At 38.1% G+C, this 14,497-nt stretch carries 11 protein-coding genes; 3 read left to right on the top strand and 8 right to left on the bottom strand.

Annotation, left to right across the window (positions count from 1 at the left end):
• Positions 1 to 6 precede the first annotated feature (6 nt).
• Positions 7 to 945, bottom strand: a complete 939-nt coding sequence (mdh, locus tag GWI59_RS09095; protein ID WP_072064560.1) for a malate dehydrogenase — start codon at positions 943 to 945, stop codon at positions 7 to 9.
• Between the two features lie 446 nt (positions 946 to 1,391).
• On the opposite strand from mdh, the gene argR reads away from it, so the two are divergent.
• A complete protein-coding gene (argR, locus tag GWI59_RS09090) occupies positions 1,392 to 1,862 on the top strand; it encodes a transcriptional regulator ArgR (protein ID WP_006535714.1) in 471 nt (156 codons plus the stop codon).
• 57 nt (positions 1,863 to 1,919) lie between these two features.
• Here the strand turns inward: argR and mpl are convergent, their stop codons facing one another.
• On the bottom strand, positions 1,920 to 3,299 hold the full coding sequence (gene mpl / locus GWI59_RS09085; RefSeq protein ID WP_072064561.1) for a UDP-N-acetylmuramate:L-alanyl-gamma-D-glutamyl-meso-diaminopimelate ligase: 1,380 nt from the start codon (positions 3,297 to 3,299) through the stop codon (positions 1,920 to 1,922).
• 164 nt (positions 3,300 to 3,463) lie between these two features.
• On the opposite strand from mpl, the gene fbp reads away from it, so the two are divergent.
• Both fbp and ppa read left to right on the top strand, forming a co-directional pair.
• Positions 3,464 to 4,471, top strand: a complete 1,008-nt coding sequence (gene fbp / locus GWI59_RS09080) for a class 1 fructose-bisphosphatase (protein WP_006535716.1) — start codon at positions 3,464 to 3,466, stop codon at positions 4,469 to 4,471.
• Between the two features lie 211 nt (positions 4,472 to 4,682).
• Positions 4,683 to 5,210: an inorganic diphosphatase gene (gene ppa / locus GWI59_RS09075; RefSeq protein WP_006535717.1), complete on the top strand. Its 528-nt coding sequence runs from the start codon at positions 4,683 to 4,685 to the stop codon at positions 5,208 to 5,210.
• A gap of 93 nt (positions 5,211 to 5,303) precedes the next feature.
• On the opposite strand, the gene GWI59_RS09070 is transcribed toward ppa, so the two are convergent.
• From GWI59_RS09070 to tamA, 6 genes are all read right to left on the bottom strand, one after another.
• A complete protein-coding gene (locus GWI59_RS09070) occupies positions 5,304 to 6,482 on the bottom strand; it encodes an MFS transporter (RefSeq protein WP_161706676.1) in 1,179 nt (392 codons plus the stop codon).
• 8 nt (positions 6,483 to 6,490) lie between these two features.
• Positions 6,491 to 7,783, bottom strand: coding sequence for a dTDP-4-dehydrorhamnose 3,5-epimerase family protein (locus GWI59_RS09065; RefSeq protein ID WP_161669365.1), 1,293 nt, complete (start codon positions 7,781 to 7,783; stop codon positions 6,491 to 6,493).
• A gap of 48 nt (positions 7,784 to 7,831) precedes the next feature.
• The gene (locus tag GWI59_RS09060) at positions 7,832 to 8,095 is read right to left on the bottom strand and encodes an XRE family transcriptional regulator (protein WP_109399665.1); all 264 of its coding nucleotides are present in this window, start codon (positions 8,093 to 8,095) and stop codon (positions 7,832 to 7,834) included.
• Positions 8,096 to 8,452: 357 nt separating this feature from the next.
• The gene (locus tag GWI59_RS09055) at positions 8,453 to 8,800 is read right to left on the bottom strand and encodes a gamma-glutamylcyclotransferase family protein (protein WP_072064565.1); all 348 of its coding nucleotides are present in this window, start codon (positions 8,798 to 8,800) and stop codon (positions 8,453 to 8,455) included.
• A 5-nt stretch (positions 8,801 to 8,805) separates the two neighbouring features.
• Positions 8,806 to 12,630 (bottom strand): autotransporter assembly complex protein TamB, encoded by a 3,825-nt coding sequence (tamB, locus tag GWI59_RS09050; RefSeq protein WP_202608834.1) that lies wholly within the window; start codon positions 12,628 to 12,630, stop codon positions 8,806 to 8,808.
• Positions 12,627 to 14,369, bottom strand: coding sequence for an autotransporter assembly complex protein TamA (tamA, locus tag GWI59_RS09045; protein ID WP_109399666.1), 1,743 nt, complete (start codon positions 14,367 to 14,369; stop codon positions 12,627 to 12,629). The genes tamB and tamA overlap by 4 nt, the downstream gene beginning before the upstream one ends.
• Positions 14,370 to 14,497: the final 128 nt, after the last annotated feature.

Below are 14,497 nucleotides of genomic sequence, written 5' to 3'. Positions count from 1 at the left end.
ATTTCTTTATTTATTAATAAATTCTTCACCAAGAATTATATCTTTTTTCAATACATCTAACATACCATTTAGAGATTGCTTTTCAAAATCACTCAATTTGCCAATAGATAAATATTCCTCTACACCGTTTTTACCTAAAAGAATAGGTTGTGCAAAGAAACGGGCATATTCTCCGTCGCCTTCTGTATAAGTACATTCAATAATATTTTTCTCGCCATTTAAAGCGCGAATTAATGAAAGACCAAAACGTGCGGCTGCTTGCCCCATAGATAATGTTGCAGATCCGCCACCCGCTTTTGCCTCAACAACCTCAGTACCTGCGTTTTGAATACGTTTAGTCAACGCTGCAACTTCATCATCGCTAAATGAAACGCCGTCAACTTGAGAAAGTAGAGGAAGAATAGTCACACCAGAGTGTCCACCAATCACAGGAACGTTGGTTTTTTGTGGATCTTTACCTTTTAGTTCTGCAACAAAGGTATTGGCGCGAATAATGTCGAGTGTAGTGATACCGAAAAGACGTTTCTTATCGTAAACGCCTGCTTTCTTAAGCACTTCTGCTGCGATAGCAACGGTTGTATTCACTGGGTTAGTAATGATACCAATAAGTGCTTTCGGGCAATTTTCTGCAACCTTTTCAATTAGGTTACGCACAATACCAGCGTTAACATTGAAAAGATCTGAACGATCCATGCCTGGTTTACGAGCAACGCCCGCAGAAATCAGAACAACATCAGCGCCTTTTAGCGCAGGGGAAGGATCTTCACCCGCAAAACCTTTTACAGTAACTTGAGTCGGGATATGGCTTAAGTCAGCTGCAACACCCGGTGTGACGGGAGCGATATCATATAAAGAGAGTTCACTACCAGCTGGAAGCTGATTTTTAAGAAGAAGCGCCAGTGCCTGACCAATACCGCCTGCTGCACCGAGAACTGCTACTTTCATTCTGATACTCCTTAGTTTACGAGATAGTGGAACGCCTTCGAGATACTCACTATTACGCAATTCACCTTTAAAAAACAATTATTTAACAGCAATATTGCATAATAAGGCATTTTCAGTGAAAAATAATACTTTGGTTATTCTAAACAAATTGCTTATCTGTTAATGAGATAGCGGACACTCTTTTGATAAATAATTTCAATAAATATGATAAAGTGTTAAGTACACCATCATCCTTATGATAATCATTTAAGCTTATCATTTAATTAACAAATATTTTACTTCACTTAAATTATCACATTCACACGCTGTAAATAAAATTTTTTTGCAATACATTCTAATTTACAATTTTGAGGAGGCCATCACTCACCTTCTTTCGTCTTATGTTGCATAAAAATTCACTTCTCTGCATAATACACAGGTTATTGATAACTCACTAAAGGTGAACTATGCGCGTTCCTTCTAAGCAAGAAGACTTGGTTAAAGCGTTTAAAGCCCTGCTGAAAGAAGAAAAATTCAGTTCACAAGGCGAGATTGTGACAGCATTACAAGAGGCTGGATTTGATAATATTAATCAGTCCAAAATCTCTCGCATGCTAACAAAATTTGGTGCAGTAAGAACCCGTAATGCCAAAATGGAAATGGTGTATTGCCTTCCTACTGAGCTTGGTGTACCAACAGCAAGTAGCCCATTAAAAAATCTGGTACTCGATATCGATCATAACCATTCTGTTGTAGTAATAAGAACGAGTCCGGGTGCGGCACAACTTATTGCACGTTTACTAGATTCATTAGGTAAAGCAGAAGGGATCCTTGGCAGTATTGCGGGTGATGACACTATTTTTTCAACACCAGCACCAGGATTTTCCACAGAAGAATTACGAGACGCTATTCTGAATCTGTTTGATCAGGAATTATAATTCGTCTCTATACCGCTTCAAAAAGTAAGCCACTGAATTTTCAGTGGCTTCTTATTTCTAATACGGATTATCAAGATCTTTAGGCTGTGCTAATTTTGCAAGTAGTTTTTCATGAATACCACCAAAGCCGCCATTACTCATAATCAAAATATGATCGCCCGCTTGTGCTTCTTTCGCAATCATATCCACTAATGTATCAAGATCGGTACTCCAACGAGCTGGCTGTACGCAATGCTCTGCAATATCACTCACTAACCATTGAATATTCGGTGGCTGGAATAAAAAGACTTCGTCAGCACGACCTAATGCTGGAGCGATATCATCCTTACTAATGCCCATTTTCATGGTATTTGAACGAGGCTCTAACACCGCAATAATACGAGCCGTTCCACCGACTTTACTACGTAACGCTTCAAGTGTTGCCAAAATCGCTGTGGGATGATGTGCAAAATCATCATAAACACTGACTTGGTTAACCTCACCACGTAGCTCTAAGCGACGACGCGCATTAATAAACTTATTCAATGCTTCACAAGCATCAGCAGGTAAAACACCAACGTGGTGCGCTGCAACAATCGCCATTAAGCCATTTTGCATGTTGTGTTCACCCGAAAGCCCCCAACACACCTCTCCGACTCGCTCATCTTTGTGAAATACTTCAAAATGACTACTGTCATTACTGAGTTTTTTGGCTTGCCAATCCCCAGTTTCTCCCGTGAACTCTTGTTCACTCCAACATCCCATGCCAATAGTCTGTTTTAAATTCATATCATTGTCAGGCATGATGATTTTCCCTGAGCCAGGGACAATACGAACTAAATGATGGAATTGTTTTTGAATTGCAGCTAAATCATCAAAAATATCGGCGTGATCGAACTCAAGGTTATTTAAAATCAGCGTGCGTGGAGAATAATGAACAAATTTAGAGCGTTTATCAAAGAAAGCACTGTCATACTCATCTGCTTCAATCACAAAGAAGGGGCTTTCGCCTAACTGTGCTGACACTTGGAAATTACCCGGTACGCCACCAATTAAAAAACCGGGTTTATAACCACAATCTTCTAAAACCCAAGCCAACATACCTGCTGTTGTAGTTTTACCATGAGTTCCTGCAACCGCTAATACCCAACGTTCAGGTAGAATATAATCATGTAGCCATTGAGGGCCTGAAGTATAAGGCAGACCTTTTTCAAGTACAGCTTCAACACAAGGATTTCCTCGTGTCATCGCATTACCAATAATCACCATGTCAGGAGCAGGTTCTAATTGTTTAGGGTCATACCCCTCAATCAATTCAATTCCCTGATTTTCTAATAAAGTACTCATGGGTGGATAGACATTAGCATCAGAGCCTGTAACTTTATGTCCCTTCGCTCGAGCTAAAATGGCAAGACTTCCCATAAAGGTGCCACAAATACCAAGAATATGAATGTGCATGAATTTCTGTCCAATAGCATGAAGTTGGTCACTATTCTAACGATCAAAAAGCAGATAAGAAACGGATTAACCTTTGAATCATCCAATTCTTTGGCTAAACTTGCCACCACCAAGGAGTTTTTCCTCCTTTTTTACTTTACCCACTCACATTCAGGACCTGCGTCATGAAAACATTAGGCGAATTTATCGTCGAGAAACAACAAGATTTTCCCCATGCAACTGGTGAACTTACGGCATTACTTTCAGCAATTAAGCTTGGGGCTAAAATTATTCACCGTGATATCAACAAAGCAGGGTTAGTCGATATTCTTGGTACTAACGGTGTTTCTAATGTTCAAGGTGAAGCCCAGATGAAACTGGATCTTTACGCGAATGAGAAGCTCAAGGCTGCATTAAAAGCACGTGGTGAAGTTGCGGGTATCGGATCAGAAGAAGAAGATGATATTGTTATCTTTGAAGGTGATCGTGCTGAAAATGCTAAGTATGTCGTGTTAATGGATCCATTAGATGGTTCTTCGAATATTGATGTAAACGTTTCCGTCGGTACTATTTTCTCTATTTACCACCGTATTACACCTATTGGCCAATCAGTGACCTTAGATGACTTCTTACAACCAGGTCATCGTCAAGTAGCTGCTGGCTATGTCGTTTATGGCTCATCAACCATGTTAGTTTATACAACAGGTTGTGGTGTTCATGCCTTTACTTATGATCCTTCTTTAGGTGTATTCTGTTTATCTCATGAAAGTGTACAATTTCCACCAACAGGAAATATGTACTCAATCAACGAAGGTAATTACATCAAATTCCCATTAGGTGTAAAAAAATACATTAAATATTGCCAAGAACAAGATGCTGCAACAAATCGCCCTTATACCACACGTTATATTGGTTCTTTAGTTGCTGATTTTCATCGCAACTTACTGAAAGGGGGGATTTATATTTACCCAAGTACGGCAAGCCACCCTACTGGTAAATTACGTTTGCTGTATGAATGCAATCCAATGGCGTTCTTAGCTGAACAGGCTGGCGGTAAAGCAAGTAACGGTAAAGAACGTATTCTTGATATCGAACCCAAAGAACTTCACCAACGTATGCCTTTCTTTGTAGGGACTAAATCGATGGTTGAACAAGCTGAAAGCTTTATGGCGCAATATCCTGACGAAGAATAATTCATTGGCTTAGTCGCCATCGCCATATCGCCATATAGATAAACCGGGCTTCTCTTTCGTCCGGTTTTTTCATCTTTAGAAATAGAGTCTCTTTTTATTTACTGCTCATTTTTGCATCATAACGCAACAGGTTTGGCAAAAAACGGGTATTGTTAAAAACTTTTCGCTATACTACAGGCCACGTAAAATTATTTTTTATAGGAAATTTTTTATGAGCCTGAATCATGTTCCTGCTGGTAAAGAACTACCAGAAGATATCTATGTTGTTATTGAAATTCCAGCAAACGCTGATCCTATCAAATACGAAGTGGATAAAGAAAGTGGCGCACTGTTTGTTGACCGTTTTATGTCAACTGCAATGTTCTACCCATGCAACTACGGTTACATTAACAACACGTTATCTTTAGATGGTGATCCAGTAGACGTTCTGGTTCCAACTCCATATCCATTACAACCAGGTTCAGTTATTCGTTGCCGTCCTGTTGGCGTACTGAAAATGACTGACGAATCAGGTGAAGACGCGAAACTGGTTGCAGTTCCACACACAAAACTGAGCAAAGAATACGATCACATTAAAGATGTGAACGATTTGCCTGAACTGTTAAAAGCACAGATCAAACATTTCTTTGAGCACTATAAAGATTTAGAAACTGGCAAATGGGTTAAGGTTGACGGTTGGGAAGGCGTAGAAGCAGCTAAAGCTGAAATTCTGTCTTCTTTCGAACGCGCTAAAAAATAAATCTGTGTAATAAGAATTAGCTTGATAAACAATCTGTTGATTGCTTAACAAAAATAAGCCCACATCAATAAATGTGGGCTTATTTTATGAATATCAATTTTGATTATTTAACCGCATAATAAGCATTATGCCACTCATCAAGGTGATCGCCATGGCGATTATCATCAATGTATAGACTGTCGAAACATTCCCTGTGGAGAAAAAGAGTACCCCCCCAATAATAGGCAATATCAATTGATTAAATAAAATAATTAGTGAGGAAATACTGGCTAATTGTGTTACAGGAATAATTTCTATTCTTAACATCCGTAAGATATTCCCTGAAAAAACCTTACCGATAATGGATAAGGCATAAAAGATAACAAAAATAGTGATATCTTTTTGAAAAATAATTAGTAAAGAAGAACTTATTGTGATGATGAAAATCGATAGAGACATTAATAACTTTCGATTTAAATAGTGGGTTAAATAACCATATAAGTAGGTTCCTATTACACCACAGATCCCCGCAGATATATCAATAAAGCCATAGTATTTAATGGGTAAGCTCATCGATTGATCAATTAATGCAGTACCACTCGACTCAATTAATCCGTCAAACATATTATTGCCGATAGCAATAAAAATAGAAAAAATCAAAATAGGAGACGTGAAAATAATCACCATTCTTTTAGTCACTCGTAATGCCTTTGTTAGGCTATTTAGTTGAGTGGTGGATTGGTTCTCTTTTGGCTCTAGATAAAAGAATAAAAAAAATAGTGCATTAATGGAATAGAATAGACAAGGAATAATAAGTAAATAATGGTAACCATAATCAATAAATAACATACCAATTAATGGACCGATGATCATGCCAAAAAAATCCATTCTAGACATTATATTAATATGATGTTCTTTATGGCGACTCATTAATGCAATAATTTTTTCATATGAAATCAGTGTCTGTGAATTACCAATAGAAATTAAGCTTCCTACTAATCCAAAACTAATTGCAATAACTAAATCAGAGGAAAAACCTGAAGTTAATAAAAATAAACAACCAATAATTTTACTACTATCGGAAATAATAGAAATAGGGCGAACACCTAAGGCATCAATATATTGACCAATAAGTGGTATTAAAAAAATGCGTGGTAACCACCATAAGGCGTATGTCAATCCTGTATACTCAATACTTGTTGTTAATTGATAAACAATAACAGGTGTTAAAAAAACCATTAAACCATCAGCACTTAACACCAGAAAAAGCATATAAAAAAAGACAACACGCATAATAGAAGTTACACCTTTTCTTTAATTAATACTTTAATAGGCTGGTTATTTTCATCATAAACAATAATCGATTTTGGGGTATGATGAGTGGGCTTATGTTTCATTAATTCTTGTTGTTTAGAAACAAGGAATTGATAATAGCTTAAATCTGCTGGTATTTTATTAACACGATAAGATTGATAATTTTTATTAGTGATCTCCCAGTCGATAACATCATGTCCCGGAATATATTCTTTTTCTTTGTCTAAATAAATAATCGGCCGATTAACAGTAATAATATTCGCCATATTAAATAAAGCATGGGCAACACCACAGGGGATCACTAATTCAATATTTGGGGCAGGATTGAAAACAATTTCATCTTCATAAAAAAGCGTGGGTGAATTTTCACGCATATCCACTAACTTAACGGTAATTTCATGAGATATATCTCCTAAAAAAGTTAAATGATCTTCTTGCCCTAAATGTAATCCATAAGAGTCAAAATCATAATCCTCATGACCATGCTCAACCAGATACATAGGAGATTGTCCCGTTAATGGGACAATACCACTCTCTTTGCCAGTATGTAGGGTAGCCATTTCGCGAAATTCCACACCTAAAATAGTCGATGTAGGTAATTGTTGTTTTTGAGTATCTACCATTTTCTCTCGAAACCGTAAATTAATCTCATCACCATTATCTAAGCGGATTTTGCGAGTTTCAGAGTGTAGGAATCGATGTTGACTTAACCACTGTTGTTGTATCTCGGCAATCCGATGATAGACCAGTGCAGAAGCTTCTTCTGTCATTGGTTCATAGCCTTCAATCTCATTAATATCGATATTTTCAGGAAGGTTTATCACATCATTATTAGGTGACCAATTTAGTGTTTCACTTGCGAATTGCTCGATAGTGGGTAAAAAAAGAGAGTAGCTATTTAAGGTAAAAACATTCTCTAGATAAGAAAAAGTATGAGCGACCCCTGGGGGAATAATTAGTGTTCTTGCTGATGATGGTGTTATCTCAAAACTTAATTCTGATTTAAATGTTGGTGAGTTTTTACGACAATCAATAAATTTAGCCAATATCTTTTGTTTCTCATCACCTAAAAAAGTTAATGTATCTTGTTGACCAAGATGAATGCCGTACTGCCCATATTTAAATTCACTTTTACCATGGTAAACAATATTAATAGGATAGGTTGTTGCGAAAGGAATAACATAAGAATGCTGTTTTCCATTATTTATTCGCCAGCGAGCAATCCAGTATAATCCTACAATATTAATATTTTTATTGAGTTCATTAATATCCTTATTCACGACTATCTCCTATGCAGTTAAAAAAGCAGCCTTATGGCTGCTTTTTTATTAAATACTGACAATTTCGATATCATAACCAAGTAGCTTTGCACTTTTTTTCAATTCATCTAAATTAGTTGTATTTAATTTTAAATACTTATCATCTGCAGGTGCATTTTTAATACCGGCAAGATAGGCTAGTTTATCTAATGCATCTGTTGTTACAGTTTTTGTTTGTAATATCAAATCAGTAAAACGATGATTTACTATATTGTATTTTAAATCTTTTGGTGGATTATTATAAAGTTGAGTAATATCATTTAATTTATCCATAAAATTACCTTATTTTACTATATTAATAATAGGATAATTATCTCTTTCCCTCTCAAACAAGACTGTTTTAACATTAAATTTATTTTGTTGTCAATCAGGTCTACTATTAATAATTTTCATATCATTATAGATAAATTTTAAATAAATAATTACCGACTTAAATTTAAAACAATATAAATAAATATATTAGAATATATGACTACCTCTACTATAAATAGTAAAGTAATAATAAAAATTAAAGTTTATGATTAATTTTATAGAAAATAATAGTTTCACTAAAAATAAAAAAGCGCGATATAAATATCGCGCTTTTTTATCATTACTAAGTCATCTATCGTAATAGCTAAAATTTGCTTATTACTCTTCTTCGTGGCGCTTTAACCAGTCACCACTTTTTATTTCACGTAAACCATCCACAGGCTTTTGATAAAGGTAGATCCAAGCACTGCCATAAGGCGTTGATATCAGTTGTCGCTTGTAATCCTGATCATTCTTTTTCAATTCATCAAGCTCTGTCAAGATAGAGGGCGTTATCCGATAAACTTCACACTCTATCTCTCCTTCACCTTCAATAACCGCAGGGTAAAACCCTAAATCATAGAGTTTATATCCCACTAATTTATGCTCACCCAAAAGCTGTGCATAGGTCATCCAGTGATGATTGCCTTGGTTTCGCCGTAAACTACCATAAACAATAATTCGCATATAATTTAAAACTCAAATTGATAAAGCAGATCTATTGCCTGATTCATACCAGACACTGCTTGTAAATACAACCTGGGCATCAAGCGATAACGTAAGGTTAACGTCGCTAGCGAATCAAATATACCCACTCCATACTTCACTTGTAGATCGTTCGTTATCTTACCACTGACCACAACTTGTGAGCTATCCCCCACACCTTGTGTATCAAGCGCTAAATCCGAAACACCAAAGGTTTCACCTATGCGCCCTACAAGCTGACCACTCTGACCAACGCCTAATCCTATCAGCATTGCTGTCATTTGTGATGAATCAGCATCACCACTACTTAGACCTTCGCCTCTTAACAAGTAAGATAATGCTTCTTGTTGTGTTTTAGCCGGCTCAGAGAAAATTTCCACTTTAGGCTGGTCAGCAAGCCCTGTTACTCGAACCCCCGCAATGACATTATCTGCGGTATTATCTGGGTTACGAATAGCCTCGATATTTAAGTAAGGTTGATCAACAGGTCCAGAGAACAAGATTTGTCCCTTACGTACTTGTAAGTCTTGTCCATAGGCTTTGAATTCCCCTCTTGGAATATCAACTTGCCCATTTAAACCTAGCCCTTGTTTATTCTGATTGACTTTAAGTGTTCCCGTCAATCGGGCTCTAAGTCCAAATGCGTCCAGCGTCACATCATCACCAATATTAATCGCTAAATTGCTTTGAATTGGAATCGATGTCTCTTTTGGTGCTATAGGTTGCAGGTTTTTATCTAGCATGACTTCATCAGAAGATGCCGATACCGCTGATTCCGGTAATTCTTGAACCACAATACGAGCCCAAGGGATATCAATACGACCATCTAGTTTCAGTAAATGAGGGTTAGCCTCAAACACTAAATCAGGATTAACATCAATACGCACCATTGGAGGCAATGACACTCGTAGCTTATTACCATTAGCAGCGACCACTGCGCGCCATTCATCTAACTTACGCCAATCTGCATTCCCAGTAAGATTTAAATAACCTTCTGGCGTTTCAATTCTGCCACCTAAATCCGATGTTGCTCCATTGAATCGAACATCAACATTACCTTTCGTAATATCAAATGGGATCCAATGTCCAACCACTTTTAATTGATTAATTCCAAATTGACCAAATAACAGTGGCGATTGAGCACTTCCTCCTAAACGTAATTGAGCGCCAATATTCCCTTGAGCAATTTCACCTTTACCTAAGAACGGTTTGATTAAATCTAATGTCAGATTATCAATATCAACCGTACCTGATAGTTGGCGATTTTTCTCAAGATCGGCAACATGTACATTACCTTTAAAGTCACCATTACCCGCAATACTAATCAGCCATTGCAATGTTGCTTTACCATTATTCATACCCGCATTTAAGGTAATAGCATCAAAATCAATAGGTAAAATTGTTCCTTCAATATTTTGTTTTACCGCAACACCTTGCCCTTTTAGATTGACAGATGCTTTCGGTAATCCGCCTTTTGAGTTCCATGTTGCAGTGGCGTCCCCTGTAAATAGGCCTTGAACAGAAGTTTCAGGTGGTAAGAATGGCTTTATCATTGCTAAGTCAAAACGTGTTAGCGTAATTGCAACAGTTCCACTTTCACCCACGGTTATCGCTTTAGGAACACAAACTTGCGCATTTGGGTTCACCCAGCAATGAGAGCCAATAGTGATCTCTTGCTTTTCTGCCAACAAATTCAGCGCCATGGCTTTATTTAAACGCCATTCACCCACAGGCGTATCAAAAGCTGTATTATTTAGCGTTCCTTTCCACTGTTGTTTCTCTTTATCAAATGATCCAGCTAATGTCAGCCCACCAGAAACAGGCTCGCCATCCATTTTCAACGTGAGTTTATGCTGTTTTTCTGTACCAGCAGCATTCAACGTTAAATTACGAATAACTAAATCGGCTTGTTTTAACTGACGAGCAGTAATAGCTAACTTACCACCAATTTCTTTGTCCGATTGAACATCACCTTTGATAGTGATGGATTCAACACTGACTTGATCTTGCCATTTAATACCATGAGCATTGATATCAGCGATAATCTTAGGTTTGTTCATATCACCGCGGATATTCACTTTCCCTTTAATAACGCCCGCAAACCCAGGAACAAAACCATTTAAACCAGGAGCATTAATATTGGCATCTAATGCCCACTTATCACCTAAATGCCCTTCAATATCGAGGTTATTTTTACCAAGAATGAGTTTTAGTTGAGGGATATTCCATTGCCCAGAATCGTTACCATACGCATTCCCCCTTGCCTTAATTAAATTATTTTTGAAATTACCATCTAAGGTGATTTCAGGAACACGTAATTGCCAACTTCCACCATACAGACTTCCCGTTGTAGCGATACGCCCATCTAATTTAGCGGGTATATCAGGATACTGTTTTGCGGTATTAATTCCCGAAATAGTGAGCAACGCATTCCAGCTAATTGCCTTACTCCAATCAGCGACACCAGTAATATCGGCATGACCTTGCAAAGCGGCTAAACGTAAACGCGTTAGCTCTATTTTCTCTTCATTCCCTTTCGCATCCAGCATTAATTTTGCTGGCGGGATCTCCTGACCTTCAATATCAGAGCGTAATGAAAGATCATAGTTATCGGTCTGACCATTCAAGCGTAATCGAGTGTCATTAAGTTGATACTGTACATCACCAGTTAATGGCCAACGTACTTTTTGACTCTCTAGCGTCAGTTTTAAAGGAAGATGAGGCTTAGCCAATTCGGCTTGAGCATCAAGGGTTGCTGTAACCGTTCCTGTTAAAGAAAGGGCGAGTTTAAGTTCTTCGAGTAACGCACCTTGCAAAGAAAGTGTGGCTTTTTGATCTTTAAAATCTTCAAGCCCCACAACATCACGAATGGTTGCGTTGATATCTAAATTAACAGGCCATTGTTTATCAAGCGTGATCCCCCCATTTAAACTGACCTCACCTTCTGGTGCATCAACACGTAATTTAGTGAGATTAACTTGCTCGCCTTGGGTATTTGCCTCAAAAGATAATTGATTGATGGTAACTGGGGTATCCCCACTTACTTGTAATTGCTTACCTTCAATACCTTCAATATTGATATCTACAGGGATAATAATTTCCGGTAATTCAGCTAATAATGGCTTAGCAAAAATCGTTTTAATTGTGTCTGCTAATGCTTGTTCTTTTTCTTCCGGTGTTTTAGGTTCAGCTTTAGGTTTTGCAGTTGCGACTTCTTTTACATCTTGGGCAACCGCTTCAACACTACCTTCTTCTGGCGTTTTGGGTAACGCCACCAGCAAATCATTAATGACGGTTGGATTTAATGTAACTTGGCGACCTTCCCACTGCGCACCGGTTTTAAACTCATCCAACGAGATTGCCATATCGTCAATCTTCACATGCGTATTTTCTAATGAGAGCGAGTTTAAATAGATAGGTAACGGAGCATTGAGCTCAGTTAAAGGTTCTGATGGTGGGGTTTCTTCAGAGGGTGGGAAAGCACTAGTATCAACATTAACAACCACATCGCGTGTCGCCAATGTATCAATGCAAACTTGTTTATCCGTCAGGCACGCTAAACGTAATCCTAATGATAACTCACCTACATTCACATCAACTCCGGGCATTTGATATTCAACACCCGTTAAATGCAGATCTTTCCAGCCACCATTAACATCTTTGATAACTAAACCTGGAACCCAGCGAGTTGCACTATTAATGGCAAAATGCAAACCCGATTGTGTTCCTAAGATCCAAGCTACAGCACCCAATGTAAGCAAAATAATGATAAGGAGTGTTAACGCAATCCATTTCAACCACTTTTTTATCATAACTCTGCTCCTAACCCGATATAAAACTGGAGTCTACGTTTATCCACGTCACTCACAGGTAATGCTAAATCAAATTTAATTGGCCCCACTGGGGATGCCCAACGAACACCTGCACCCGCACCTGTTTTAAAATCACTACGAGTAAAATCATTAACGGCTTCGCCACTATCAATAAAGACAGCACTCCACCAATTACCCGTGACGTTATATTGATATTCAACCGATCCAACGAGCATCCTTGATGCCCCTGTTAAATTACCTTTACTATCTTCTGGTGAAATACTTTGGTATTTAAAGCCTCGAACACTTCTATCACCACCAGCAAAGAAACGTAACTCAGGTGGTACTTGCTCAAACGCATTGGTTTCAATCCAACCAAAATTACCTCTTACCACAAAACGATGTCCTTCCCATGGTGTACGGATCCAAACCTGTTGAGCTTGGAATGCAGCAAACTCAACATCAGAACCCCATATTTTATTGGAGTAGTCTAATGAGTAACGTTGGCTGTCTCCCCAATAAGGCATCATTCCACCGCGTTGACGTACACGGCTGGCTGTAACACCAGGATAAAGCAACATGGTGGTATTTGTGACTTCACCTTGGGTAAAGTGGCTGAGACTCCAACGTGTATTCACACTGTATTGCCAGCCTGTCGACATATCCCAGTTACGAGACACATTTAGTGTTGTGGTATCAGAACGAGTATCATTTAAATCGGTACGTTTAAAACCACCTTGAACACCATAGTACTGCTCTAATGGATTGACCTTCAGTGGAATTTTATAGTTGGCACCAATAGATTGTTCAGGCTGAGAAACACTGATATTAGAGGTTAAACTATGGCCTCGTGAGTTCATCCAAGGCTTATCCCACTGCATATTAAGGCGAGGGCCAACATCTGTAGCATAACCACCACCAAGCTCAACATAGTTACGAGAGCGAGGTGTTACAACTGCACTCATCGGTAACAAATAAGAGCCTTCTGCACGCGCTTTAGCAATATCGGGCGTCACAACTGCAGAGTTAAACCACCCCGTTGCGGCTAAACGGCGATTAAATTCAGCCAGATCTTCTGATGCATAATATTGTCCCTCTTTAAAAGGAACGATATTTTGTAGGTAGTCTTCACGAATTTGAGATCCTGTATAATTCACTTTTCCAAAACGATAGCGTTCCCCACTATCGAAAACAAAATCCCAATATGAGGCATGATTATCTAAAGAAACGCCTAACTGGCTTTTATCCATTTCAGCATCAAAATAACCTCGACGAATAGCAAGTCCTGTTAATGAACCTTTGAGCTTTTCATAAGCTGCATGATTTAACACACTATCAAGAGGAGGCGTATTTTCTTTAATAACTTTTGCATATTGCTCATCGGTTTTAGCGCCACCTTCGAGAACAATATCGACCCCTTTTAATAAAATAGGAATACCCGGTTCAACTTTAGCGGTTAATACTGATCGTGCAGGCGGTGTATTTTCTTGATAGGAGAATGTTATTGTTGGCTGATAATAGCCTAAAGGGCGAAGTCCTTCTTTAATTGCCTTTTCAACACGCGCGCGAAAACGCCCGTCAGGTGCAACTTCTTCTGTTGTAATGTTCGATAATTGGACTCGTGCATTTTTTTCGAGCTGCCCTTCTAAACCTTCTACTTTTAAACGCAAATTTGCCCCATAGGCAACAGGCGCGATAAAAGACAAACAGAGAACGTAGATAACGGAGTATCTCGGCACGTTTTCTCCTCAATATTATTTAATCCATGTGATGAATTGACGACAAACTATCTTAAGCTTTATTGTAGATTTAGTTTATAACAATATTAAATCTTTACCATAGTAAAGCGTTTACAAATATACAAATT

Source organism: Proteus sp. G2673 (assembly GCF_009915125.1).
GTDB classification, from domain to species: Bacteria; Pseudomonadota; Gammaproteobacteria; order Enterobacterales; family Enterobacteriaceae; genus Proteus; species Proteus penneri.
The sequence above is the reverse complement of the archived record's forward strand: the minus strand, read 5'-3'. Positions and strand labels throughout refer to the sequence as shown.

Coding starts and splice junctions, on each gene's coding strand:
- fbp (WP_006535716.1), top strand. CDS start 3,464: ATGAAAACATTAGGCGAATTTATCGTCGAGAAACAACAAGATTTTCCC.
- argR (WP_006535714.1), top strand. CDS start 1,392: ATGCGCGTTCCTTCTAAGCAAGAAGACTTGGTTAAAGCGTTTAAAGCC.
- ppa (WP_006535717.1), top strand. CDS start 4,683: ATGAGCCTGAATCATGTTCCTGCTGGTAAAGAACTACCAGAAGATATC.
- GWI59_RS09055 (WP_072064565.1), bottom strand. CDS start 8,800: ATGCGAATTATTGTTTATGGTAGTTTACGGCGAAACCAAGGCAATCAT.
- tamB (WP_202608834.1), bottom strand. CDS start 12,630: ATGATAAAAAAGTGGTTGAAATGGATTGCGTTAACACTCCTTATCATT.
- GWI59_RS09070 (WP_161706676.1), bottom strand. CDS start 6,482: ATGCGTGTTGTCTTTTTTTATATGCTTTTTCTGGTGTTAAGTGCTGAT.
- mdh (WP_072064560.1), bottom strand. CDS start 945: ATGAAAGTAGCAGTTCTCGGTGCAGCAGGCGGTATTGGTCAGGCACTG.
- mpl (WP_072064561.1), bottom strand. CDS start 3,299: ATGCACATTCATATTCTTGGTATTTGTGGCACCTTTATGGGAAGTCTT.
- GWI59_RS09060 (WP_109399665.1), bottom strand. CDS start 8,095: ATGGATAAATTAAATGATATTACTCAACTTTATAATAATCCACCAAAA.